21 protein-coding genes and 1 pseudogene are annotated in these 21,090 nt (G+C 73.6%); 15 read left to right on the forward strand and 7 right to left on the reverse strand.

The window, feature by feature from the left end; genetic code table 11:
• Positions 1–15: 15 nt before the first annotated feature.
• Together NWP09_RS00545 and NWP09_RS00550 are read right to left on the reverse strand one after the other, a co-directional pair.
• Positions 16–1,062, reverse strand: coding sequence for an autoinducer 2 ABC transporter substrate-binding protein (locus NWP09_RS00545; protein ID WP_258273593.1), 1,047 nt, complete (start codon positions 1,060–1,062; stop codon positions 16–18).
• The gene (locus NWP09_RS00550) at positions 1,059–1,940 is read right to left on the reverse strand and encodes a DeoR/GlpR family DNA-binding transcription regulator (protein WP_258273594.1); all 882 of its coding nucleotides are present in this window, start codon (positions 1,938–1,940) and stop codon (positions 1,059–1,061) included. Before NWP09_RS00550 ends, NWP09_RS00545 begins: the two co-directional genes overlap by 4 nt.
• Before the next feature lie 137 nt (positions 1,941–2,077).
• On the opposite strand from NWP09_RS00550, the gene NWP09_RS00555 reads away from it, so the two are divergent.
• The 7 genes from NWP09_RS00555 to NWP09_RS00585 are packed head-to-tail and all read left to right on the forward strand — an operon-like array spanning position 2,078 to position 10,329.
• The gene (locus NWP09_RS00555; RefSeq protein WP_258273595.1) at positions 2,078–2,461 is read left to right on the forward strand and encodes an L-rhamnose mutarotase; all 384 of its coding nucleotides are present in this window, start codon (positions 2,078–2,080) and stop codon (positions 2,459–2,461) included.
• A 1-nt stretch (position 2,462) separates the two neighbouring features.
• Entirely contained in the window at positions 2,463–3,623 is a 1,161-nt protein-coding gene (rhaI, locus tag NWP09_RS00560) for an L-rhamnose isomerase (RefSeq protein WP_258273596.1), read from the forward strand.
• Positions 3,624–3,658: 35 nt separating this feature from the next.
• Positions 3,659–5,692: a bifunctional aldolase/short-chain dehydrogenase gene (locus NWP09_RS00565; RefSeq protein ID WP_258273597.1), complete on the forward strand. Its 2,034-nt coding sequence runs from the start codon at positions 3,659–3,661 to the stop codon at positions 5,690–5,692.
• Positions 5,689–7,104 carry a rhamnulokinase family protein gene (locus NWP09_RS00570; protein WP_258273598.1) on the forward strand — a complete coding sequence of 472 codons (1,416 nt, stop codon included), beginning with the start codon at positions 5,689–5,691 and terminating at the stop codon, positions 7,102–7,104. Before NWP09_RS00565 ends, NWP09_RS00570 begins: the two co-directional genes overlap by 4 nt.
• Positions 7,105–7,135: 31 nt before the next feature.
• Positions 7,136–7,555: a RidA family protein gene (locus NWP09_RS00575; RefSeq protein ID WP_258273599.1), complete on the forward strand. Its 420-nt coding sequence runs from the start codon at positions 7,136–7,138 to the stop codon at positions 7,553–7,555.
• A 19-nt stretch (positions 7,556–7,574) separates the two neighbouring features.
• Positions 7,575–9,590, forward strand: coding sequence for a S9 family peptidase (locus NWP09_RS00580; RefSeq protein ID WP_258273600.1), 2,016 nt, complete (start codon positions 7,575–7,577; stop codon positions 9,588–9,590).
• 37 nt (positions 9,591–9,627) lie between these two features.
• The gene (locus tag NWP09_RS00585; protein ID WP_258273601.1) at positions 9,628–10,329 is read left to right on the forward strand and encodes a FadR/GntR family transcriptional regulator; all 702 of its coding nucleotides are present in this window, start codon (positions 9,628–9,630) and stop codon (positions 10,327–10,329) included.
• 3 nt (positions 10,330–10,332) lie between these two features.
• Here NWP09_RS00585 and NWP09_RS00590 read toward each other — a convergent pair whose 3' ends face one another.
• Genes NWP09_RS00590 through NWP09_RS00605 form a run of 4 tightly spaced genes read right to left on the reverse strand, consistent with a single transcriptional unit; the run spans position 10,333 to position 13,870 of the window.
• Positions 10,333–10,752 carry an RbsD/FucU domain-containing protein gene (locus tag NWP09_RS00590; protein ID WP_258273602.1) on the reverse strand — a complete coding sequence of 140 codons (420 nt, stop codon included), beginning with the start codon at positions 10,750–10,752 and terminating at the stop codon, positions 10,333–10,335.
• 1 nt (position 10,753) lies between these two features.
• Complete coding sequence (locus tag NWP09_RS00595; RefSeq protein WP_258273603.1) at positions 10,754–11,581, reverse strand: amidohydrolase; 828 nt, start codon at positions 11,579–11,581, stop codon at positions 10,754–10,756.
• A complete protein-coding gene (locus NWP09_RS00600) occupies positions 11,578–12,558 on the reverse strand; it encodes an aldo/keto reductase (RefSeq protein ID WP_208064335.1) in 981 nt (326 codons plus the stop codon). Before NWP09_RS00600 ends, NWP09_RS00595 begins: the two co-directional genes overlap by 4 nt.
• A gap of 4 nt (positions 12,559–12,562) precedes the next feature.
• Positions 12,563–13,870, reverse strand: a complete 1,308-nt coding sequence (locus NWP09_RS00605; protein WP_208064334.1) for an L-fuconate dehydratase — start codon at positions 13,868–13,870, stop codon at positions 12,563–12,565.
• 146 nt (positions 13,871–14,016) lie between these two features.
• Between NWP09_RS00605 and NWP09_RS00610 the strand changes: the two genes are divergently transcribed.
• Together NWP09_RS00610 and NWP09_RS00615 are read left to right on the forward strand one after the other, a co-directional pair.
• Complete coding sequence (locus NWP09_RS00610) at positions 14,017–14,862, forward strand: fumarylacetoacetate hydrolase family protein (RefSeq protein WP_208064333.1); 846 nt, start codon at positions 14,017–14,019, stop codon at positions 14,860–14,862.
• The gene (locus NWP09_RS00615; protein WP_208064332.1) at positions 14,859–15,599 is read left to right on the forward strand and encodes an SDR family NAD(P)-dependent oxidoreductase; all 741 of its coding nucleotides are present in this window, start codon (positions 14,859–14,861) and stop codon (positions 15,597–15,599) included. The genes NWP09_RS00610 and NWP09_RS00615 overlap by 4 nt, the downstream gene beginning before the upstream one ends.
• Before the next feature lie 7 nt (positions 15,600–15,606).
• Here NWP09_RS00615 and NWP09_RS00620 read toward each other — a convergent pair whose 3' ends face one another.
• Positions 15,607–16,260: a transaldolase family protein gene (locus NWP09_RS00620; protein ID WP_208064331.1), complete on the reverse strand. Its 654-nt coding sequence runs from the start codon at positions 16,258–16,260 to the stop codon at positions 15,607–15,609.
• Between the two features lie 150 nt (positions 16,261–16,410).
• On the opposite strand from NWP09_RS00620, the gene NWP09_RS00625 reads away from it, so the two are divergent.
• The 6 genes and pseudogenes from NWP09_RS00625 to NWP09_RS00650 form a co-directional block, all read left to right on the forward strand.
• Entirely contained in the window at positions 16,411–17,334 is a 924-nt protein-coding gene (locus tag NWP09_RS00625; RefSeq protein ID WP_258273604.1) for a ribokinase, read from the forward strand.
• A complete protein-coding gene (gene rbsD, locus NWP09_RS00630) occupies positions 17,334–17,738 on the forward strand; it encodes a D-ribose pyranase (protein ID WP_208064329.1) in 405 nt (134 codons plus the stop codon). The genes NWP09_RS00625 and rbsD overlap by 1 nt, the downstream gene beginning before the upstream one ends.
• A 38-nt stretch (positions 17,739–17,776) precedes the next feature.
• Positions 17,777–18,547, forward strand: coding sequence for a GntR family transcriptional regulator (locus NWP09_RS00635; RefSeq protein ID WP_258273605.1), 771 nt, complete (start codon positions 17,777–17,779; stop codon positions 18,545–18,547).
• Positions 18,548–18,619: 72 nt separating this feature from the next.
• On the forward strand, positions 18,620–19,195 hold the full coding sequence (locus tag NWP09_RS00640) for a glucose-6-phosphate isomerase family protein (protein WP_208064327.1): 576 nt from the start codon (positions 18,620–18,622) through the stop codon (positions 19,193–19,195).
• Position 19,196: 1 nt separating this feature from the next.
• Positions 19,197–20,693, forward strand: coding sequence for a xylulokinase (gene xylB, locus NWP09_RS00645; protein WP_258273606.1), 1,497 nt, complete (start codon positions 19,197–19,199; stop codon positions 20,691–20,693).
• A pseudogene (locus NWP09_RS00650) lies at positions 20,693–21,090 on the forward strand (hydroxyacid dehydrogenase); the annotation flags it as partial. The gene xylB and the pseudogene NWP09_RS00650, both read left to right, overlap by 1 nt.

Consider the following 21,090-nt stretch of genomic DNA (forward strand, 5'->3'; position numbering starts at 1 on the left):
CAGTGGATCGGGCGATCAGTAGTCGTAGTCGCCCGCGTTCTCGGCGGTGAAGACGGTCGGCGGGCCGAGCAGCAGCACGCCAGACGCCTCGTCGTACTCGACATCTGCGAGCGACTCGTCCGTGAGGCTCGAGGTGTCGCCCAGGTCGCCGTCGTTCGCGAGCTGCACGCCCGCCCAGCCGGTCAGGTAGCCGAGCGCCTCGACGTCCCACAGGATCGAGCCGCTCGACGCGCCCGACTCGAGGTACGGGAGCATCGACTGCGGCGTGCCGAGGCCGACGGTGAAGACCTCGCCGATCCGGTTCGCGTCCTGCACGGCCTGCGCGACGCCCGGTGCGCTCGAGGTGCACTCGCCCACGAGGCCCGTGAGGTCCGGGTGGCTGTTCATCAGGTCGGTCGCCATCTGGGTCGCCATCGCCTGGTCCTCGCCGGCGTAGACGATGTCGACGATCTCGGCGTCGGGGTACTCCGAGGCGGTGTAGGCCTCCTGCACCTCGATCCACGCGTTGAGGTTCGCCGCGGTCTCGCCGCACGACACGATCGCGTACTTGCCGGAGCCGCCCATGGCCTCGAGCAGGGTGTCCGTCAGCGCCTGGCCGATGCCCTCCACCGAGGCCTGGTTCACGAACACCTCGCGCACCGAGTCGGGAGCGTCGGTGTCCGTCGTGGCGACGTGGATGCCGGCGGCCTGCGCCTCCTCGAGCAGGGGCGCCATCGAGTTCGGGTCGTTCGGGGCGACGAACAGCACGTCGACGCCCTGCTGGATGAACGAGCGCACGATGTCGGCCTGCGCGGCCGCGTCGGCGGTCGTCGGCCCCTGGTAGAGCCACTCGAAGCCGAGCTCCTCGGCGGCCTGCTGGCCGCCGGTGTTCATCGCCTCGAAGTAGGGGATGCCCTGCAGCTTGGGGACGAACGCGATCGTCAGGTCCTCGGTGCTCGCGCCCTCGCTCGCGCCGGGGGCCGCCGACGAGCCCGTGTCGTTGCGCGAGGTGCAGCCGGCGAGCACGACGGCAGCGGCCGCCGAGAGCGCCAGTGCACCCGCGATCTTGCGTGAGATCTTCATCGATGCTCCTTCTGGGTGAGGCGACGGGAGGCGGTCTCCGCCCGTGCCGGGACCGGCGCCATGCCGGTCGTCTGGGCGTCGGGGAGCGGCACGCGGGCCACCGGCACGCCGACGGCGCGCCACTCCTCGACGAAGTCGTCGGACGCGCCCGCGTCCGTGATGAGGCTCGTCACCTGGTCGACGCGAGCGAACGAGTGCAGCGCGAACCCGTCGACCTTGCTCGAGTCGAACAGCCCGTGGACCTCCTCGGCCGCCGCGACGAGCGCTTGCTTCGAGACGGCCTCGTCGGTCGCGAGCTCGAGCAGGCCGCGCTCGGGCGACAGCCCGACCACGCCGACGAACGCCTTGTGCACGCGCCCTCGGCCGACGAGCGTGTCGGTGATGGGGCCGACGAGGCCCGAGCTCTCGCGCCGCAGCGTGCCGCCGGGCATGATGACCCGCGCGTCGGAGCGCTCCATGAGCACCGTCGCGGTGGGCAGCGACTGGGTGATCACCACGAGCCCCTGCCGGTGCAGCAGCTCGAGCGCGAGGTAGTGCGCGGTGCTCGACGTGTCGAGCGCGATGACGTCGCCGTCGGCGACGAGCGTCGCGGCGTGGGCGGCGATCGCGCGCTTCGCGACGGACCCGCGCTGCATGCGGTCGCGGAAGGCGCCCTCGTCGCCGCGCTCGGGCGGCACGGCGCCCCCGCGCGTGCGCCGCAGCAGCTGTCGGCGCTCGAGCCCGTCGAGGTCCTTCCGGATCGTCACCTCCGAGACGTCGAGGTCGCGGGCGAGCTCGGCGACCTGCACGGAGCCACGGGCTCCGAGAGCGTCGAGGATGCGCGCCTCACGATCGATCACAGCGTCTCCCTTGTCGGTGATGGTGGCGACAGTACGCATCCGAAACCGCTTTCGCAAGTGAGCGATACCAAATCGCAACCTCTGCGCTTGCGTTCGTAACTGCGACGCGGCATGCTGGCGGGGCGCGACGGAGCCCCAGGCAGCCGTCAGCACCGTCGAGGAGGACAGGAGCGGCCATGGCGAGCACGGCGACGCAGCGACCGACGCCCGTGTGCTTCCGCCTGCAGGTCCGGCCGGAGCTCGTCGCCGAGTACCGCGCGCGCCACGCCGCGGTCTGGCCCGAGATGCTCGAGGCGCTCAGCGCGACCGGCTGGATCGACTACCGCATCTTCGTCGCCGACGACGGCACGTGCATCGGCACCTTCCGCACCCTCGACCTCGACGCATCCCTCGCCGGCATGGCGGCGCGCGACGTCAACGCACGCTGGCAGGCCGAGATGCAGCCCTTCTTCGCCGGCCTCGAGCGCCCCGCCGACGAGTCGTTCGAGCTCATCCCGCTCGCGTTCGACCTCGACGCGCAGCTCGACGCGTCACGAACCCGCCCCCGACCGAGGAGCTGACATGGCAGTCACCCCCACCCCCGAGCAGCTCGATCTGCTGCGCATCGAAGTGCCGAGCTGGGCCTACGGCAACTCGGGCACGCGCTTCCGCGTCTTCGGCACGCCGGGCACGCCGCGCGACCCGTTCGAGAAGCTCGCCGACGCCGCGGAGGTGCACCGCCACACCGGGCTCGCGCCGACCGTCGCGCTCCACTACCCGTGGGACCGCGTGGACGACTGGGCGGCGCTGCGGTCGCGCGCCGAGGAGCTCGGGGTCGCGCTCGGCACCATCAACTCGAACACGTTCCAGGACGACGACTTCAAGTTCGGCTCCCTCGCGCACCCCGACGCGCGTGTGCGGCGCAAGGCGATCGACCACCACCTCGAGTGCATCGACGTCATGCACGAGACCGGCTCGCGCGACCTCAAGGTGTGGCTCGCGGACGGCACGAACTACCCGGGGCAGGACTCGATCCGGGAGCGGCAGGACCGGCTCGCCGAGTCGCTCGGCGAGATCTACGCCCGGCTCGCCGACGACCAGCGGATGGTGCTCGAGTACAAGTTCTTCGAGCCGGCGTTCTACCACACCGACATCCCCGACTGGGGGACGAGCTACGTGCACTGCGTCGCGCTCGGCGAGCGCGCGAAGGTCGTGCTCGACACCGGCCACCACGCGCCCGGCACGAACATCGAGTTCATCGTCGCGCAGCTGCTCCGCCTCGGGAAGCTCGGCGCCTTCGACTTCAACTCGCGCTTCTACGCCGACGACGACCTCATCGTGGGCGCGGCCGACCCGTTCCAGCTCTTCCGGATCGTCGTGGAGCTCATCGCGGGCGGAGGCTACGGCGATCCCGACGTGCAGCTCGTGCTCGACCAGTGCCACAACATCGAGGAGAAGGTGCCGGGCCAGATCCGCAGCGTGCTCAACGTGCAGGAGGCGGTCGCGAAGGCCCTCTCGCTCGACACGGAGGCGCTCGCCGCCGCGCGTCGCGAGTGCGACGTGCTGCTCGCGAACGAGATCCTCATGGACGCGTTCGCGACCGACGTGCGGCCGCTCCTCGCGGCCCACCGCGAGGCGAAGGGCCTGCCGGCGGACCCCATGCGCGCGTTCCTCGCCTCCGGCTACCTCGAGCGCATCGCCGCCGAGCGCGTCGGCGGCACCCAGGCCGGCTGGGGCGCGTGAGCGCCCGCCCTCGACGAGACACCGACGGAGACGACATGAACCAGGCAGTCAGCGAGCTGCTCGCGCGCAGCAACGCGCTCGGCAGCGATCCCCGCAACACGAACTTCGCGGGCGGCAACACCTCGGCCAAGGGCACCGACATCGACCCCGCGACCGGTCAGCCGGTCGAGCTGCTGTGGGTCAAGGGGTCCGGCGGCGATCTCGGGACGCTCACCGAGGCGGGGCTCGCGGTGCTGCGCCTCGACCGGGTGCGCGGGCTCGTCGACGTCTACCCGGGCGTCGAGCGCGAGGACGAGATGGTCGCCGCCTTCGACTACTGCCTGCACGGCCGCGGCGGTGCCGCGCCGTCGATCGACACCTCGATGCACGCGCTCGTCGACCTGCCCCACGTCGACCACCTCCACCCCGACTCGGGCATCGCCATCGCGACCGCGGTCGACGGCGAGGAGCTCACGCGCCGCATCTTCGGCGACCTGGTCGTCTGGGTGCCGTGGCGCCGCCCCGGCTTCCAGCTCGGCCTCGACATCCGCGACATCCAGCGCGCGAACCCGGATGCGGTCGGCTGCATCCTGGGCGGGCACGGCATCACGGCGTGGGGGCGCTCGAGCGAGGAGTCGGAGCGGAACTCGCTCTGGATCATCGGCACCGCCGCCGACTACATCGAGCAGCACGGCCGGCCCGAGCCGTTCGGCGCGCCGCTCGACGGGTACGCCGCCCTGCCCGACGCGGAGCGGCGCGCGCGCGCAGCGGCGCTCGCCTCGCACATCCGCAGGATCGCCTCGACCGACCGGCCCATGGTCGGCCACTTCAGCGACGCCGAGGTCGTCACCGACTTCCTCGCGCGCGCCGAGCACCCGCGGCTCGCGGCCCTCGGCACCTCGTGCCCCGACCACTTCCTGCGCACGAAGGTCAAGCCGCTCGTGCTGGACCTGCCGGGCGACGCGCCCCTCGAGCGGGCGATCGAGCGGCTCGACGAGCTCCACGCCGCCTACCGCGCGGACTACGCCGCCTACTACGAGGCGCACGCGACGCCCGACTCGCCGGCGATGCGCGGCGCCGATCCGGCGATCGTGCTCGTCCCGGGCGTCGGCATGTTCTCGTTCGGCAAGGACAAGCAGACCGCGCGGGTCGCGGGCGAGTTCTACACCAACGCGATCAACGTCATGCGCGGGGCCGAGGCGCTCTCGCACTACCAGCCCATCTCGGACGCCGAGAAGTTCCGCATCGAGTACTGGTCGCTCGAGGAGGCGAAGCTCCAGCGCATGCCGGCGCCGCGCTCGCACGCCGGCCGGGTCGCGCTCGTGACCGGTGCCGCGAGCGGCATCGGCAAGGCGATCGCGACGCGGCTCGCGGCGGAGGGCGCGTGCGTCGTCATCGCGGACCTCGAGCTCGAGAAGGCGCAGGCCGCGGCGGCCGAGCTCGGCTCGAGCGACGTCGCGATCGGCGTGCAGTGCGACGTGACGAAGTCCGACCAGGTGCAGGCCGCGGTCGACGCGGCGCTCCTCGCCTTCGGGGGGCTCGACCTCGTCGTCAACAACGCCGGGCTCTCGCTGTCGAAGTCCCTGCTCGAGACGACCGAGGCCGACTGGGACCTGCAGCACGACGTGATGGCGAAGGGCTCCTTCCTCGTCTCGCGCGCTGCGGCGAAGGTGCTCATCCAGCAGGGCCTCGGCGGCGACATCGTCTACATCTCCTCGAAGAACGCGGTCTTCGCGGGGCCCAACAACATCGCCTACTCGGCGACGAAGGCCGACCAGGCGCACCAGGTGCGGCTGCTCGCGGCCGAGCTCGGGCAGCACGGCGTGCGCGTCAACGGCATCAACCCCGACGGGGTCGTGCGCGGCTCGGGCATCTTCGCCTCCGGCTGGGGCGCGTCGCGCGCGAAGGTGTACGGGGTCAAGGAGGAGGAGCTCGGCAAGTACTACGCCGGCCGGACGCTGCTCGGCCGCGAGGTGCTCCCCGAGCACGTCGCGAACGCCGTCGCGGTGCTCACCGGCGCGGAGCTCAGCCACACGACCGGCCTGCACGTGCCCGTCGACTCGGGTGTGGCGGCCGCCTTCCTGCGATGACGGCGACGGTCGCGGCGGTCGACCTGGGCGCGACGAGCGGCCGCGTCGTGCGGGCCGAGGTCGGCCCAGCGACGCTCCGGCTCGAGGAGGTCGCGCGCTTCGAGAACCGGCCGGTGCGCATCGGCGACGGGCTGCACTGGAGCGTGCTCGGCCTCTACGACGAGGCGATGCGGGGCGTCGCGGCGGCGTCGAGGGATGCGTCGCTCGCGTCGGTCGCGGTCGACTCGTGGGCCGTCGACTACGCCCTGCTGCGGCGCGGCAGCCTGCTCGGCATCCCGTTCTCCTACCGCGACGACCGCACCGCGCGCGGGCTCGAGCTCGTCGACCGCGTGATCGCGCAGCCGGAGCTCTACGCGCGCTGCGGCCTCCAGCGCATGCCGTTCACGACGATCAACCAGCTCATGGTCGACCGCGAGCGGGGCGTGCTCGAGGTCGCCGACCGGCTGCTCATGCTCCCCGACCTGTTCGGCTACTGGATGACGGGCCGGATGGTCGCCGAGCGCACGAACGCCTCGACCACGGGGCTCATGCGCCTCGACGACGAGTGGGACGCGGAGCTCATGGGCATGCTCGGCATCCCGCCGTCGCTCCTCGCGGAGGTCGTCGAGCCCGGCACGCGCATCGGGCCCATCGACGCCGTCACGCGGGAGCACTTCGGGATCGAGGGGGCACCCGACGTGCTCGCCGTCGGGTCGCACGACACCGCATCCGCCGTCGTCGCCGTGCCGATGGAGCCGGGCGGCGCCTATGTCTCGAGCGGCACGTGGTCGCTCGTCGGCATCGAGACGAGCGCGCCGATCGCGACGCCCGCGGCCCTCGAGGCGTCGTTCACGAACGAGGGCGGCGTCGACGGCCGCACGCGCTTCCTGAAGAACGTCATGGGCCTGTGGATCCTCTCCGAGTCGATGCGCACGTGGCATGCGGCCGGCGAGCGGCTCGGGCTGCCCGAGCTGCTGCACGCGGCCGCCGCGGTCGACTGGGCGGTGCCGGTCTTCGACCCGACCGACGATGCGTTCTACCCGCCGGGCGACATGCCCTCGCGCATCCGCGCGTGGTTCGAGGCCCGGGGGCAGCGCCCGCCGCAGGGCAGGGCGGAGGTCGTGCGCTGCATCCTCGAGTCGCTCGCGGAGGGCTACGCCCGCGCGCTCCGCGATGCGGCCGCGATCAGCGGGCAGCCGATCGAGCGCGTGCACGTCGTCGGCGGCGGCGCGCGCAATGCGCTGCTGTGCCAGCTGACCGCCGACCGCACGGGACTCCCGGTCGTCGCGGGCCCCGTCGAGGCGTCGGCGATCGGGAACGTGCTCGTGCAGGCGCGCGCGCTCGGCGCCGCGCCCGCGTCGCTCGACGAGCTGCGGGCGCTCGTGCGCACGACCCACGAGCTCGTCGAGTACCGCCCGCGCGCGAGGGGTTGATCGCCGCTCGCGGGCGGTGCAGGGTGACCGCATGAGCGAGCAGATCATGAGGATGCGCCCGGACGGTCTCGTGCGCAGCCCCGCGTTCAGCCACGTCGCGGTCGTGCCGCCGCCGGGCGCGACGACGATCTACGTCGGCGGGCAGAACGGCGTCGACGAGTCGGGTGCCGTGGTCTCGGCCGACGCGGGCGAGCAGGCGGCCCGGGCGATCGACAATGCCGCGACGGCGCTCGCGGCGGCCGGGGCGAGCCTCGCCGACGTCGTGCAGTGGACGGTGCTGCTCGCCGAGGGCGCCGACCTGCAGGCGGCCTACGGCGCCGTCGCGCAACGGCTCGCGAGCGACGGGGAGCCGGCGCTCGTGACGGCGGCGATCGTCTCGGCGCTCGGCGTGCCGGGGGCCGTCATCGAGGTGAGCGCAGTCGCGGCGGTCATGCCAGCCGAGCGGAGCTGAGCGGCGCTAGCGTCGGAGGATGCCTGCAGCACCCTTCGACGACTTCACCGACATCGACGGACTGCTGCGCGTGCCGCGGCTCGCGGGCCTCGCAGCATCGCGCGACGGGCGCGTCGTCGCCGCGATCGCGCAGGCCGACGAGCACGGCTCGCGCATGGTGTCGTCGCTGTGGGAGCTCGATCCCGCGGGCGAGCGCGAGCCGCAGCGGCTGACGTGGTCGGAGAAGGGCGAGAGCGCCCCGCGCTTCGCCGCCGACGGCTCGCTCCTGTTCGCCTCGGCACGGCCCGATCCGACAGGGTCGGCCGACGACGACGTGCCCGCGATCTGGCGCCTGCCCGAGCGGGGCGAGGCGAGCGTCGTCGCATCCGCGCCGGGCGGGCTGAGCCTCGTCGCCGTCGCCGACGACGGCACGCTCCTCACGACGACCGAGGTGCTCGCGGGCGGCTCGCTCGCCGACGACGCCGAGCGCCGCACGGCCCGCAAGGAGTCGAAGCGCACCGGCATCTGGCACACCGGCATGCCGATCCGCTACTGGGACCACGAGGTCGGCGACGTGAGCCCGCGGCTCGTGCTCGTCTCGCCCGCGGGCGAGCTGCGCGACCTCGCTCCCGACGCCGACATGGTCGCGCTCGTGAACGCATCCGCCGACCTCGTGCCCGACGGCTCTGCCGTCGTCACGACCTGGACGGAGCGCGTCGCGGGCGGCGAGACGCGCTCGTCGCTCGTGCGCATCGACGTCGCGAGCGGCGAGCGGCGCGTGCTGCTGCCGGGGACCGCCGACGAGCAGTGGAGCGGCCCGGCCGTCTCGCCCGACGGCACGCGCGTCGCAGTCACGCGGCTCACGACGTCGACGCCGACGGACACGACCTACGACTTCCTCGAGCTGCACTCGCTCGACGGCGCGCTCGGCGGCGCGTCGCCCGTCACGGTCGACGTCGGCGATCTGACCGTGACCGAGTACGTGTGGGCGGATGCGTCGACGCTGCTCGTCGCGGGCGACCTGCACTCGCGCGGCGCGGTCCTCGTCGTCGACGCCGCGACCGGTGCCGTGCGCACGCTCGTCGACGACGCCGCGTACGGCGCGCTCGCGCCGGCTGCAGCGGCGGGATCGATGTTCGCGCTCCGCAGCGACCTGGCGAGCCCCGCGACGCCGGTGCGCATCGCGCTCGGGACGGGCGAGGCCGCGCGCGTCCCAGCACCGGGCGGCGTCGGAGCGCCGCCGGGGTCGCTCGAGTGGGTCGAGACCGACGCGCACGGCGTGACCGTCGGCGGGTGGCTCTGCACGCCGCACGCCGCGAGCGCCGCCGAGCCCGCGCCCGTGATGCTCTGGATCCACGGCGGCCCGCACGGCTCCTACAACGCGTGGAGCTGGCGCTGGAACCCGTGGCTCGCCGTCGCGCGCGGCTACGCGGTGCTCCTGCCCGACCCCGCGATGTCGACCGGCTACGGCCACGCGGGCCTCAACCGCGGCTGGCCGAGGCTCGCCGACGTCGTCTGGCGCGAGTGCGAGGCGCTGCTCGACGCCGTGCTCGAGCGCCCCGCGCTCGACGGCGAGCGCACCGCCGTGCTCGGCGGCTCCTTCGGCGGCTACATGACCAACTGGATCGCCGGCCACACCGAGCGGTTCCGCGCGATCGTGACCCACGCGGGGCTGTGGGCGCTCGATCAGCAGCACGCGACGACGGATGCGGCGGCGCAGAAGGTGCGCGTGCACGGCCACGCCGACGAGCTGCCCGACTGGTACCGCGCCTACTCGCCGCACCACCACGCATCCGCCATCACGACGCCGATGCTCGTCACGCACGGCAACCGCGACTACCGCGTGCCGGTGAGCGAGGCGCTGCGGCTGTGGTGGGACCTCGTCTCGGGCTGGCCCGGCACGCCGGAGACCATGCCGCACCGCTTCCTGCAGTTCACCGACGAGAACCACTGGGTGCTGCGGCCGTCGAACGCGCGCACGTGGAACGAGGCGGTGCTCGCCTTCTGCGACCAGCACGTGCGCGGCGCGGACCCGGTCCCGGACGCGCTGCGCTGACCGCCCATAGACGTCGGATCTTTCGTAGGCTGTCGTCGTGGCGGTGACCGACGACGCGATCAGCAAGATCAAGCAGATGATCCAGCAGGGCGAGCTGCGCCCCGGCGATCGGCTGCCTCCCGAGCAGGAGCTCTCGGAGCGCCTCGGCCTCTCGCGCTCGTCGATGCGGGAGGCGGTCAAGGCGCTCGAGGCGATGCGGATCCTCGACGTCCGCCGCGGCGACGGCACCTACGTCACGAGCCTGCAGCCGAGCCTGCTGCTCGAGGCGATGTCGTTCGTGCTCGACTTCCACGAGTCGCACGCCGTGCTTGAGGTCTTCGAGGTGCGGCGCATCGTCGAGCCGGCCTCCGCCGCGCTCGCCGCCCGGCGCGCGACGCCCGAGCACATCGCCGCGATGCGCGAGCACCTGACGCAGGTGGACCCCGAGACGCCGAGCGACGAGCTCGTCTCGCACGACGTCGAGTTCCACCGCATGATCGCGAGCGCGACCGGCAACGACTACCTCGTCAGCCTGCTCGAGACGATCTCGAGCCAGACCGCCCGAGCCCGCGTGTGGCGCGCGCTCACGCAGGAGGGCTCGGTGCCGCGCACGCTGCACGAGCACGAGCGCATCCTCGACGCCCTCGCGGCGGGCGACGCGGAGCTCGCCCGGGCGGCCATGGTCGTGCACATCGCCGGCGTCGACCACTGGCTGCAGCGCGCCGCCGAGCGCGAGGCCGAGGCGCTCGCTGAGGGCTGAGCCTCAGTCGCCGAAGCCGACGACGCCCTTCCGCAGGAGCGCGTTGCCGTACTTCCGCGTCTCGGCGGTGCGCACGACGACGAAGGCGCTCGCCGCGCGCCCGTAGAACGCGAAGCGGTCGATCGCGTCGATCCGCTCCCCGGGCGCGCGCGCCGCGGCGCGCAGCTCGGCCCCGACCTCCTCGCCCTCGCCCGGCTCGGGCGCCATGAGCGAGATCGACGGGCCCTCGTAGCCGTCGAACGGCACGACAGAGCGGATGGCGCGGAGGACCGCGGGCGCTGGCGCGTGGACGTCGACCACCGGCGCGCCGACCGCGTGCGCCGGGTAGTGCGCATCGGCGACGAGCACGGTGTCGCCATGCCCCATGTGATCGAGCAGGCGGAGCAGGTCGCCGGTGAGCAGCGGGTCGATGCCGGTGAGCACGTCAGGCCTCCAGTCGGTAGGCGCGGGCGGCGGTGCCCGCTCCGAGGTCGCGGCGCTCGGCGGGCGAGAGCGCGTCGAGCGCCCGCTCGAGCTGTGCGGCGAGCGGCTCGAGGCCGTCGCCGAGCAGCGGCATGGGCCAGTCGCTGCCGAGCATGAGCCGCTCGGGGCCGAAGGCTTCGAGCGCCGCGTCCCAGACCTCGTCGAAGGCGTCGTCGGGCAGCGCGCGGCCGGCGCGGTGGAGCCCCGAGACCTTGGCGAGGGTCGTCGGCACGGCCGCGAGCCCGGAGAGCGCCGCTCGCCAGCGCGGCAGCTCGTCGGGGCTCGAGGGCGGCTTCCCGAGGTGGTCGAGCACGACGATGAGGCCGTCGACCTCGGCAGCCGCGCGGGTCGCGGCCGCCAGGTGCGCGGGCCACGCGTCCGGCACGTCGAGGGGCAGGGCGCGCTCGGCGAGCAGCCGGAGGGTCTCGCGCACGACGGGCCGGTCGAGCAGCCCGTCGTCGGGCTGGTCGTGGATGAGGGCGCGAACGCCGACGAGCGGGCGGCCGGCGAGCGCGTCGAGCCGCTGCTCCGCGCGCGCCGGGTCGTCGAGCGGCACCCATCCGACGACGCCAGCGACCCAGTCGTGGGCCTCTGCGAGCGCGAGCAGCTGCTCGGTGTCGGCGTCAGTGTCGGCAGCCTGCACGAGCACCGCGCGGTCGAAGCCCGCGGCAGCGATCGCCGCGCGCGCCTCGGCGGGCGCGAAGCCGCGGTGGATCGGCGCGAGCTCGGCGGTGAGCCACTCGAGCGCGGCCGGGTCCTGCCACACGTGCAGGTGGGCGTCGATCGTCACGCCCGCTCCGCCCAGTGCGGGAGGTGCACGAGCCCGGCATCCGCGAGCTCGCGCCAGAGCGCATCCGGCACCGCGGTCGACGCGCGCGCCGCCGTCTGCTCGACCTGCGCGGCGGAGCTCGCGCTCACGGCGCGCGCCGCGACGGCGGGCAGCTGCAGGGGGAAGGCGATCGCCGCGGTCGGCAGGTCGACGCCGTGCGCCTCGCACGCGTCGGCGATGCGGTGCGCTCGCTCGACGAGCGCAGCGTCGGCGCTGCCGTAGTCGTAGCGGGCGTCGGATGCCGGGCGCGGCTTCGCGAGCAAGCCCGAGTTGAAGATCGACACCGCGATCGCCTCGACGCCGCGCCGCTCGCACGCCGGCAGCACGCGCTCGGCGGCGGAGGCGTCGAGCAGGGTGATGCGACTCGACACCATCAGCACGTCGACGACCCCGCTGTCGGCGGCAGCCTCGAGCGCGGAGAGCGACTTCGACCCGATGCCCACCGCGGTCGCGAGCCCCTCGTCGCGGAGCGCCGCGACCGAGGGCAGGCCCGTCTCGAGCGCCGCGCGCTCCCCCTCCGGGAACGCGTCGGGGTCGTGCAGGTAGACGATGTCGACGCGATCGAGGCCGAGGCGCTCGAGCGACTCGTCGAGGCTGCGGCGCACACCCGCGGCGGTGGCGTCGTAGCGGCGCTCGTGGGTGCGCGGCACCGCGAAGTCGTGCGCCATGTCGTCGCCGTCGACCTCGCCGAGCGGCTCGAGCACGCGGCCGACCTTGGTCGAGAGCACGAACTCATCGCGCGGCTTCGAGCGCAGGAACGCGCCGAGCCGCCGCTCCGACAGGCCGATGCCGTAGTGCGGAGCGGTGTCGAAGTGGCGGATGCCGGCGTCCCACACCGCCTCGAGGGTCGCGAGCGCCTGCTCGTCGCTCAGCTCGCGGTAGAGGTTGCCGACGGTGGCGGCGCCGAAGGCGAGGGGGTGCTCGGCCAGGATCGACATGCGACTAGCCTGCCGCACGCACCGCGCGGTGGGCCCCGGTCCAGGTGTAGTCCCGCACCGACGCCGGCAGCATCTCGGTGCCGGCGCCCGGAGCCGTCGGCGCGGCGTACGAGCCGTCGACGATGGCGGTCGGCGTGACGAAGTGCTCGTGCAGGTGGTCGACGAACTCGATCACCCTGCCCTCGCGCGTGCCGGAGACCGCGACGAAGTCGAACATCGACAGGTGCTGCACGGCTTCGCACAGCCCGACGCCGCCCGCGTGCGGGCACACCGGCAGGCCGAACTTCGCCGCGAGCAGCAGGATCGCGATGTTCTCGTTCACGCCCCCGACGCGCGTCGCGTCGATCTGCACGTACCGCAGCGCATCCGCCTGCATGAGCTGCTTGAAGACGATGCGGTTCTGCACGTGCTCGCCGGTCGCGACCGGGACGGGCGCGATGCCGCGCGCGATCGCCGCGTGGCCGAGCACGTCGTCGGGGCTCGTCGGCTCCTCGACCCAGTGCGGCCGGAACGGCGCGAGTGCCTGCACCCACTCGATCGCCGACTGCACGTCCCAGCGCTGGTTCGCGTCGATCGCGATCGGGTAGTCATGACCGCACACCTCGCGCGCGATGCGGAAGCGGCGGATGTCGTCCTCGAGGTCGGCTCCGACCTTGAGCTTGATCTGGGTGAAGCCGTCGGCGATCGCCTCGCGGCACAGGCGCGCGAGCTTCTCGTCCGAGTAGCCGAGCCAGCCGGGCGTCGTCGTGTAAGCGGGGTACCCCGTCGCGAGCAGCTCGGCCTCGCGCGCGGCGCGGCCCGGCTCGGCGGCGCGCAGGATCTCGAGCGCCTCCTCTCGCGTGAGCGCGTCGCTCAGGTACCGGAAGTCGACGAGGTCCACGAGCTGCTCGGGCGACATGCGCGCGAGCAGCTGCCACAGCGGGAGGCCGGCTCGCTTGGCCTTGAGGTCCCACAGGGCGTTGAGCACGGCGCCGATCGCCATGTGCATGACGCCCTTCTCGGGCCCGAGCCAACGGAGCTGCGAGTCGCCGATGAGCCACGCGGAGGTCGCGCCCATGTCGTCGAGCAGCGGCTCGAGCTCGCGCCCGCGCACGTGCTCGGCGACCGCGTCGATCGCGGCGAGCTGCACGTCGTTGCCGCGCCCGATCGTGAAGACGAAGCCGTGCCCCTCGAGCCCATCGGCCGCGTCGGTGCGCACCACGAGGTAGGCCGCGGAGTAGTCGGGATCGGGGTTCATCGCATCCGAGCCGTCGAGGCTCTGGGAGGTCGGGAACCGGACATCGGCGACGTCGACGCTGACGATCGTGCTCATGGGTGCTCCTCTTTGCTGGACACTGGCACAGTATAGATCGGATGTTTCGACGGCAAGCCTCGCGCTTGTTTCCGCTCTGGCCGTATAGTCGGGCTCAGAGTTCGGATGTTCGGTGTCCGGCAGCGATGAGGCGAAGGAGACGACGGATGCGATTGGCTCGGCTCGGACCGGTGGGCGAGGAGATCCCCGTGGTCATCGACGGCGAGCGCGCGCTCGACCTGCGAAGCGTGACGCACGACATCGACGGGGCCTTCCTCGAGCGCGGGCTCGAGGCGGCGCGCGACGCCCTGGGCGCCCTCCCGGAGCTCGAGCGCGAGGGCCTCCGGATCGGCGCGCCGATCGCGCGGCCGGGAGCGGTCGTCTGCATCGGCATGAACTACGCCGCGCACGCCGCCGAGTCGGGCAGCGCCCCGCCCGAGCAGCCCGTCGTCTTCCTCAAGCACCCCAACACCGTCGCGGGTCCCGACGACGACGTGCCGCTGCCGGCCCACGCCGCGAAGCTCGATTGGGAGGTCGAGCTCGCGATCGTGATCGGCCGCCCGGCGTGGAACCTCGGCTCCCGCGAGGAGGCGCTCGCGTGCGTCGCGGGCGTCACGATCGCCGACGACCTCTCGGAGCGCGCGTGGCAGCTCGAGGTGTCGGGCGGGCAGTGGTCGAAGGGCAAGTGCGCACCCGGCTCGACGCCGCTCGGCCCGGTGCTCGTGACGGCCGACGAGGTCGACCTCGGTGCGCTCCGGCTGCGGAGCAGCGTGAACGGCGAGCCTCGCCAGGACTCCTCGACCGCCGACCTCATCTTCGACGTGCCGGCGATCGTGCAGGATCTCAGCCGCTACATGCGGCTCGACCCGGGTGACCTGGTGCTGACGGGCACTCCCGAGGGCGTCGCGCTCTCGGGCCGGTTCCCCTACCTCGCCGACGGCGACGTCGTGGAGATCGAGATCGACGGGATCGGCGCGCAGCGCCACCGGATCGTCGCGGAGGGAGCGGCATGAACGAGTTCGACGGACTGGTCGCGGTCGTCACGGGCGGCGGCAGCGGGATCGGGGCGGCGGTGGCCTCGGAGCTCTCGTCGCGCGGCGCGCGCGTCGCGGTGCTCGACCTGCGCCCCGGCGACGCCCACTTCGGCGTGGAGTGCGACGTGAGCGACGACGCGTCGGTGCGCGCAGCGATCGAGCGCGTCGCGAGCGAGCTCGGCGGCATCGACGTGCTCGTCAACAACGCCGGCATCGGCGCGGCGGGCGCGATCGACGACAACGACGAGGCCGAGTGGCACCGGGTGTGGGACATCAACGTCGTGGGGATCATGCGCGTGACGCGAGCCGCCCTGCCGTGGCTCCGACGCTCGAGCGCTGCGGCGGTCGTCAACACCGCCTCCATCGCCGCGACGGCCGGACTGCCCCAGCGCGCGCTCTACTCGGCTTCGAAGGGCGCCGTGCTCGCGCTCACGCGCGCCATGGCCGCCGATCACCTGCGGGAGGGCATCCGCGTCAACGCCGTCAATCCCGGCACCGCAGACACGCCCTGGGTGGGGCGGCTGCTCGACGCGGCGCCGGACCCGGCGCTCGAGCGCGCGCAGCTCGAGGCTCGGCAGCCCCACGGGCGGCTCGTCGCGCCCGAGGAGATCGCGCACGCGGTTGCCTACCTCGCGAGCCCGCGCGCGGGCTCCACGACGGGCGTGGGGCTCGCGGTCGACGGCGGCATGCAGGAGCTGCGCCTGCGCAAGGAGTAGCGGCGCGTCAGGCGCGCAGCGACGGGGAGGCCTCGAAGGCGTCCGCCGCATCGACGGTCGCCGGGTGCGCCAGCATCGCCTCGAGCACCGCCGGCGCTGCCGTGAAGGCCGGCACGCCGGCCTCGGCGAGCGCGACGACGTCCTCCGGGCTCCGCAGGCTCGCGGCGAGCACCTCGGTGCCCGAACTGCCGCACGCCGCCTGCATGCGGGCGATGTCCGACGTCGCGTCGAAGCCGGCGTCGCGCATGCGCCCGAGGTAGGCGGCGAGGTAGCGGATGCCGCTCGAGGCGGCCGCGAGCGCCTGCGCGGGCGTGAACACGGCGGTGAGGAGCACCGGCGCGCCCTCGCGGGCGAGCCGGGCCGCGACGCCGAAGCCCGAGCGCGTCGCCGGCACCTTCACGACCGCGCGGTCGCCGAGTGCGAGGATGCCGCGAGCGCGCTCCTCGAGCGCGCTCGCATCCGGTCCCCACGCCTGGAAGAAGACCTCGCGCGCGCCCTCCTCGACCCATCGGGCGTAGAGCTCCGGGATCTCGGCGGCCGTGCGACCGGCGCGCTCGAGGATCGTCGGGTTCGTCGTCACGCCGTGGACGAGGGAATCGGCGAGGAGCGCGGAGACCGCTGCCAGGTCGGCGGAGTCGACGTACAGGCGGGGTGCGATCACGGCGCGGCTCCTCAGGGCATGCGGTCGCCCCGCGGGATCGCTGGGGACGCGGCTAATGTAATGACAGGTGCGCGCGGACGTCAACGAGGATCGCGCGGGAACGGAGGACCCGTGGCCGAACGGCTGGGACGCGTCGCGGACGAACCCGGCGTGCTGATCGTGGGATCGATCACCGCCGACGTGACGACCTTCTCGAGCAGGCTCCCGAAGCGGGGCGAGACCTTCCTCGGCGATGCCTTCACGCTCGTGCTGGGTGGCAAGGGGGCGAACCAGGCGGTCGCGGCCGGTCGGGCAGGTGCTCCGGCGCGCATGGTCGGCTGCGTCGGCGACGACCTCTTCCGCGACCTCGTCTACCACGGGCTCCGCGACGCGGGCGTCGACGTCAGCCACGTCCGCACGGTGCCGGGGCAGACGGGCGTGGCCCACATCCGGGTCGATGCGAGCGGCGAGAACGACATCGTCATGGTGCCGCTCGCGAACGCCCACCTCGACGAGGACCAGATCGATCGCGCGTTCGACGAGCTCGGCCCTCGATCGCGCGTCATGCTCACGCAGCTCGAGATCCCGTTCCGGCTCACGATGCACGCCATCCGCCGCGCGCACGAGGCCGGCATCGCGGTCGTGCTCGACCCGGCGCCCGCCCACGAGCTCGACGACGAGATCTGGCCGCTCGTCGACATCGTGACGCCCAACGAGACGGAGGCGAGCCTCCTGACCGGCATCGAGGTCGACTCGCGCGACGCCGCCGTCGCGGCGGGCCGCTGGTTCGTCGAGCGCGGCGTGCGCGCCGCCCTCATCACCATGGCCGGAGCCGGCAGCGTGCTCGTCACCGCCGACGGCATCACCGAGCACTCCGCCATCCCGGTCGAGGTCGTCGACACGACGGCGGCGGGCGACGCGTTCGCCGGCTTCCTCGCCGCAGGCCTCGCCGCGGGCCTGTCGCGCGACGCGGCGATCGAGCGAGCCGGCGCCGCCGGAGCGCTCGCCGTCACGAAGCGGGGCGCTTCCCCGAGCCTGCCGACGGCAGCCGAGGTCGACGCACTGCTCGCCTCGCGGATCCGAGAGGACGCCTGATGCGCCGCAGCGCCACCACCATCCACCCGCAGCTGGGCCGGATCATCTCCGAGACGGGCCACTACGACGAGCTCTTCATCACCGATGCCGGGCTGCCGATCCCGCCGGGGTCGGAGCGGGTCGACCTCGCGTACCGCAAGGGCGAGCCGCCCTTCCTCGACGTGCTCGACACCGTGCTCGCGGAGATCGTCGTCGAGGGCGCGGTCATGCCCGCCGAGGTCGCCGAGGCGAGCCCGCACATGCTCGCCGCGGTGCGCGAGCGGCTCGAGCCGCTCGGCATCGAGGTCGAGCTCATCCCGCACGAGGAGTACAAGCGCCGCTCGCACGGCGCGCGCGCCTTCGTGCGCAGCGGCGAGTACACGCCGTACGCCAACGTCGCGCTCATCGCCGGCGTCGACTACTGATGGGCGAGCCGGCGCGACGCGGGAGGGCAGCGTCGTCGATGCCGTCGATCCGCATCGACCGGCTCTCCGCCGACCCGATGTACGACCAGCTGCGGCGCCAGATCCTCGCGACGATCACCGACGAGCGCCTCAGCCCCGGCGACCTGCTGCCGGGAGAGCTGCGCATGTGCGAGCAGTACGGCGTCTCCCGCACGGTCGTGCGGCAAGCGCTCGGCCAGCTCGAGCACGACGGCATCATCACGAGGGTGAAGGGCAAGGGCACGTTCGTCGCGCCGCAGAAGACGGCCGAGACGCTCGCGAGCGGGCTCGCGGGACTCCACGAGGAGGTCGCCGCGCGCGGCGGCACGGTGCGCTCCGAGGTGCTGCGGCTCGAGCGCGAGCCGGCGGGCGAGCGCGTCGCGGCGGCGCTCGGGTGCGACATCGGCACCACGGTCGTCGTGCTCGAGCGGCTGCGCTTCGTCGACGACGAGCGCTGGTCGCTCTCGACGACGTGGATGCCCGAGCACATCGGTGCGCTCGCCTTCGACGCCGAGCTCGAGGAGGGCTCGCTCTACGCCCACCTGCGGGCGCACGGCGTGCACGCCGCTCGAGGCGTGCGCTCGGTCGAGGCGAGCGTGACGGATGCTCGCGAGGGCCAGCTGCTCGGCATCGGCCCCGGCAAGCCCGTCCTGCTGCTGCGCAGCACGGTGCTCGACGACGCCGACCAGCCGATCGAGCACTTCGAGGCCCTGCACCGCGGCGACCGGACCCGCTTCGAGTTCCGCCTCTCGTACGACGACGCCCACGGACCGGCGTTCCGCACTCGCTGACTTCTGGCGTCAACCTGTAATTACAGGTAGGGTCGGAGCGCGCGACGACGCGCCCCCGACCGAGGAGATGCCGTGCCCGACTTCGCCACGCCCCCCATCGCTCCCTTCGCGATCCGATTCGACGCCGACGCCGCGACGCTGAGCCCCGAGGGTCCGACGCTCGAGCGGCGCATGAGCGACCTGGAGGGGCTCTTCGCCGACAGCGACGCCTGGCGCGCCGCCGTCGCAGACGGCGACCCGGTCGTCTACCGCGTGCAGTCGTCGCCCGTGCCGGAGGTCGAGCGCGAGCTGCCGCAATCGATCACGACGATCGAGCCCGGCTCGACCGGCGGCGAGTGCTGGATGACGAAGGGCCACCAGCACCCCGACCACCAGGGTGAGATCTACCTCGCCCTCCACGGCACCGGCGGGCTGCTCATGTTCGACGGCGAGCGCACCGAGTGGCTCGACATGACGCCGGGCACGATCGGCTACATCCCGCCGGGCTGGGCGCATCGCTCCGTCAACGTCGGCGACGAGCCGTACAGCTTCCTCGCGGTCTACCCGGGCGGCGCCGGCCACGACTACGGCTGGGTGCTCGAGCACGGCATGGGGCACCGCGTCTACCGCACCGACGGCCGCGTCGAGCGCCGCCCGTACACCGCCTGACATGCTCATCGCGCACGACCTCGGCACGACGGGCGACAAGGCCTCGCTGCACGACGACGACGGGCGCCTCCGAGCTGCCGTCACCGTCTCGTACCCAGCCCGCTTCGCCGACGGCGGCGTCGCGGAGCAGGACCCGCGCGACTGGCACCGCGCGGTGGTGGAGGCGACGCGCGCGCTGCTCGCGCAGACGGGCACCGCTCCTGCCGACGTGCGCGGCATCGTGATCAGCGGGCAGATGATGGGCGCGGTCCTGCTCGACGCGAGCTTCGAGCCCGTCCGCGACGCGATCATCTGGGCCGACACGCGCGCGCAGCGGCAGGCGGAGCAGCTCGTCGAGCGCCTCGGCGAGCGCAAGGCCTACGAGCTGCTCGGCCATCGGCTCAACGCGACCTACTCGATCGCGAAGGTCATGTGGGTGCGCGACCACGAGCCCGAAGTCTTCGCGCGCACGCGCTGGTTCTGCGTCGCGAAGGACTTCGTCGTGCACCGCCTCACCGGCCGGCTCGCGACCGAGCCGAGCGACGCATCCGCCACGAACGCGTTCGACCAGCGCACCGGCACGTGGTCGCGAGCGGTGCTCGAGGCCGCTCGGCTCGACCCCGCGATCTTCCCCGAGATCGTGCCGTCGACGGAGGTCGTCGGCGCGCTGACCGCCGAGGCCGCCGCCGCCACCGGGCTGCTCGAGGGCACGCGCGTCGTCATGGGCGGCGGCGACGGGCCGATCGCCGCCGTCGGCGCCGGCATCGTCGCGCCCGAGGACGGCGCGTACGCGTGCCTCGGCACGTCGTCGTGGATCTCGTTCACGAGCGAGGCGCCGGTGCTCGACGCGAGCATGCGCACGTTCACGTTCGACCACGTCGTGCCGGGCCGCTACGTCCCGACCGCCACCATGCAGGCGGCGGGAGCGTCCGTGAGCTGGATCCACGAGGTGCTCGCCCCGGACCCGGACGGCCGGTCGCTCGCGGCGCTCGTCGCGGAGGCGGACACCGACGACGCGGACACCGGAGGCCTCTACTTCCTGCCCTACCTCCTCGGCGAGCGCGCACCTCGCTGGGAGCCCGCCGCGCGCGGCGCGTTCGTCGGCATCGGCCGCCACCACGCCCGACCGCACCTCGTGCGCGCCGTGCTCGAGGGCGTCGCCTTCAACCTCGCGCTCTGCATCGACGCGTTCCGGGAGTCCGGCGCCGCGATCGACCGCGTCGACGCCGTCGGCGGCGGCGCGGCGAGCGACGCGTGGCTGCAGATCATGGCGGATGCGTGGGGCGTGCCCGTGCGCCGCCGCTCGGTCGTCGAGGAGGCGAACAGCCTCGGGGCGGCCGTGGTGGGCGCCGTCGGGCTCGGCCTCGTCGACTCCTTCGACGCCGCCCGCGGCCTCTCGGAGGTGACGGCGGAGTTCTCGCCGGATCCCGCGCGCCACGACGCCTACCGGCAGCGGCTCGCGCGGTTCGACGAGGCCTACGCCGCGCTCGCGCCGTGGTTCGCGGGCGGCGCGAGCTGATGGCCTCCATCCTCGCCACGAGCCGCTCGTTCGGCGCCGGCGACCGCGACCTCGTCGCCGAGCTCGAGGCCGCCGGGCACCGCGTCTCGCGGGGCGCGAGCGACCACGCGCTCGGGGAGCTCCGCGCCGCGCTCGCCGAGGCGGACGCCTGGGTCGCCGGCACGGGGCCCGTGACCGCGGCGCACCTCGACGCGGCGCCGCGGCTGCGCGTCATCGCCCGATACGGCGTCGGCGTCGACGCGGTCGACGTCGAGGCCGCGACCGCGCGCGGCATCGTGGTCGCCAACACGCCGGGCGCGAATGCCGACGCCGTCGCCGACCACGCCGTCGCGCTCATGCTCGCGGCGCTGCGCTCGATCGCCGCGGGCGACCGGCGCGTGCGCGCGGGCGACTGGAG

It is taken from the genome of Agrococcus sp. HG114, from assembly GCF_024723325.1.
Classification (GTDB): domain Bacteria; phylum Actinomycetota; class Actinomycetes; order Actinomycetales; family Microbacteriaceae; genus Agrococcus.